Below are 2,185 nucleotides of genomic sequence, written 5' to 3'. Positions count from 1 at the left end.
TTCCCGGACCGTGGAACCGGGCTCCCACCCGAGCGGTGTCGGGTGCATCCTCGTGCCCTGACACTGAAATCAGCATCGAACGACGCAAACCCGACCTCCGGTCAGGCCGCGCGAAAAATCGAGGCTAGCATCGGTGTACTCGACAGCGAAATCGATGCTCTTCGCGTTGGTTGCGTGGACTCTGACGAGAGTGAACCATGCTTCGTCGTCGGAGTTGTCTCGATGTGGGGTGAGCTGTTCACCACTCGGGATGTGTTCGGCGTACCGGATCTCCTTCTCAGCCAGATCGGCAGTCCTACGCTCGATGTGGCCCTCTGCGTTACGAGCATCTACGTATGGAACGGTGACGTCAAAGAACCAGTCTTTGCTCCAATTGCCGATTCGATAGGTGGGCAACGTCGAAAGCCAGCCCTCGTCATCGACTTTGTAGCAACGAACCCGCCCGCACCTCCGCGCGGAGTCGGCCGCGCGTGGACGTCATTTCGGCCGGCGCGGCACGTCACAGGCTCCGCTCATCCCGCGGCTTTACGCACGAGTTCCCGTAGCCGCTGCTCGATCTCGTCGGTCACCTCGAGCACCGCGAACGCCGTGGCCCAGAACGATCCGTCGTCGAGGAACGCGTCCTCGTTGAAACCGATCGAGCCGTAGCGGGTGTCGAACTTCGAAGCGGGTTGATAGAAGACGACGACCTTGCCGTCGCGCGCGTAGGAAGGGAAACCGTACTAGGTCTTCGGGTCGAGGTGGGGCGCCTCCTCGGTCACGACCGCGTGGAGACGCTCGGCGATCTGCTTGTCGGTGCCGGTCAGCGCGGCGATCGCGTCGAGACACGCCTGCGCCTCGCGCTCCCGTTTCGCCGCCCCCTTGCCGCTCCGGCCCTGCTCGCGGAGTTCCGCGGCACGCTGCTTCATGGCGGCGCGCTCGGCGTCGGTGAAGTTCGTCTCATCACCGGTGTTCGTCGCCATCAGTTCCATCCCCTCGAGAGTCCCGAATGCGGAAGTGCCGGTGTGTCGCGAACTGCGACACCAGCACACGATAGATTGCGCGACGCCGTGCACACATCGTTTCGGGGGTGGCCTTCACGGACGCCGGTCGCGGTTGACGCGTCGCCTGTCGCTGGTCACACGGTGGGGCGAACGGGCCGTAGTGGTCCGATCGGGCGGCACGCCGGGTACGACAGATGAAACTCATGTTGCACCACTGGGCGGTCTCCGATCCTCCCGGCAGAACTATTCGCCAATCTGTCGGTGTCGCATCACATATCGGTCAGTCCTCCGGCCTGGTGGCGGCGTAGCGGCTGTCGGGAAGGACAAGCATTCGCGCGTAGCTGATCGCGCGTGGGGTCGTCTCGAAGATGTGTCGTTGCTCGTTGTCTGGGGTGGTGAACACACCGACAGCATCGAGTGGGCGAATGTGTTCGGACTTGATTCCGGAGATCAACACGGTGATGTGGCGGTGTTCGAGTTTGGCGATGGCGTCCTTGAGGACAATGGCGCCCGTGGCGTCGAGAGCGGTCACTCGGGACATGCGCAGGATCACCACCTTCACGTCCGAGACCTCGGCGAGCTCGAGGAGGAATCGGTGCGCCGCTGCGAAGAACAACGCACCGTCGATGCGGTAGGCGACGATGTGCTCGCGCAAGAGGTCTTGCTCTTCGGCCAGGTGATCGTCGTGCTCGAGAGGGACCTGCTCGATCCGCGCCGACCTGGCGACCGCCCGCAGCGCGAGGATCGCGGCGAATCCGACGCCGACGGCGACCGCGGTGACCAGGTCGAAGACCACGGTGACGAGGAACGTTGCGATCATGACGACGGTGTCGGCGCGGGTGGCGCGGGCGATGGCGAGGATGGAGGCAGTTTCGACCATCCGGACGGTGGTGGCCAGGAGCACTCCGGCGAGGGCGGCGAGAGGGATCTCGGCGACGAGACCGGCGGCCAGGTACACGATCGCCGCGAGGATGACTGCGTGGGTCAGGGCCGCGAGCCGGGTGCGGGCGCCGGACCGGACGTTGACCGCGGTCCGGGCGATCGCGCCGGTCGCCGGGACGCCGCCGAACAGCGGCGCGGCGATGTTCGCCAGGCCCTGCCCGAGCAGTTCCCGGTCGGGGTTGTGGCGGGCGCCGACAGCCCTCGAAGCGGCGGCGGTCGCCGACAGGAGGGCCTCGCGTGCCGCCACGGCTGCCACGGCG

General features: G+C 65.9%; 1 protein-coding gene and 1 pseudogene. Both read right to left on the bottom strand.

Annotated elements, in window-relative coordinates; genetic code table 11:
• Positions 1 to 512: 512 nt before the first annotated feature.
• Positions 513 to 962, bottom strand: a pseudogene (locus Q8814_RS25885) (hypothetical protein).
• A 301-nt stretch (positions 963 to 1,263) separates the two neighbouring features.
• Positions 1,264 to 2,185 (bottom strand): SulP family inorganic anion transporter (locus Q8814_RS25880; RefSeq protein WP_330154792.1); only part of this gene is annotated, 922 nt, incomplete at its 5' end.

The organism is Rhodococcus chondri (genome assembly GCF_036327435.1).
In the GTDB taxonomy this organism is placed as follows: Bacteria; Actinomycetota; Actinomycetes; order Mycobacteriales; family Mycobacteriaceae; genus Rhodococcus; species Rhodococcus chondri.
Note: the sequence above shows the minus strand (reverse complement) of the source record. Positions and strands in the feature narration are given on the sequence as shown.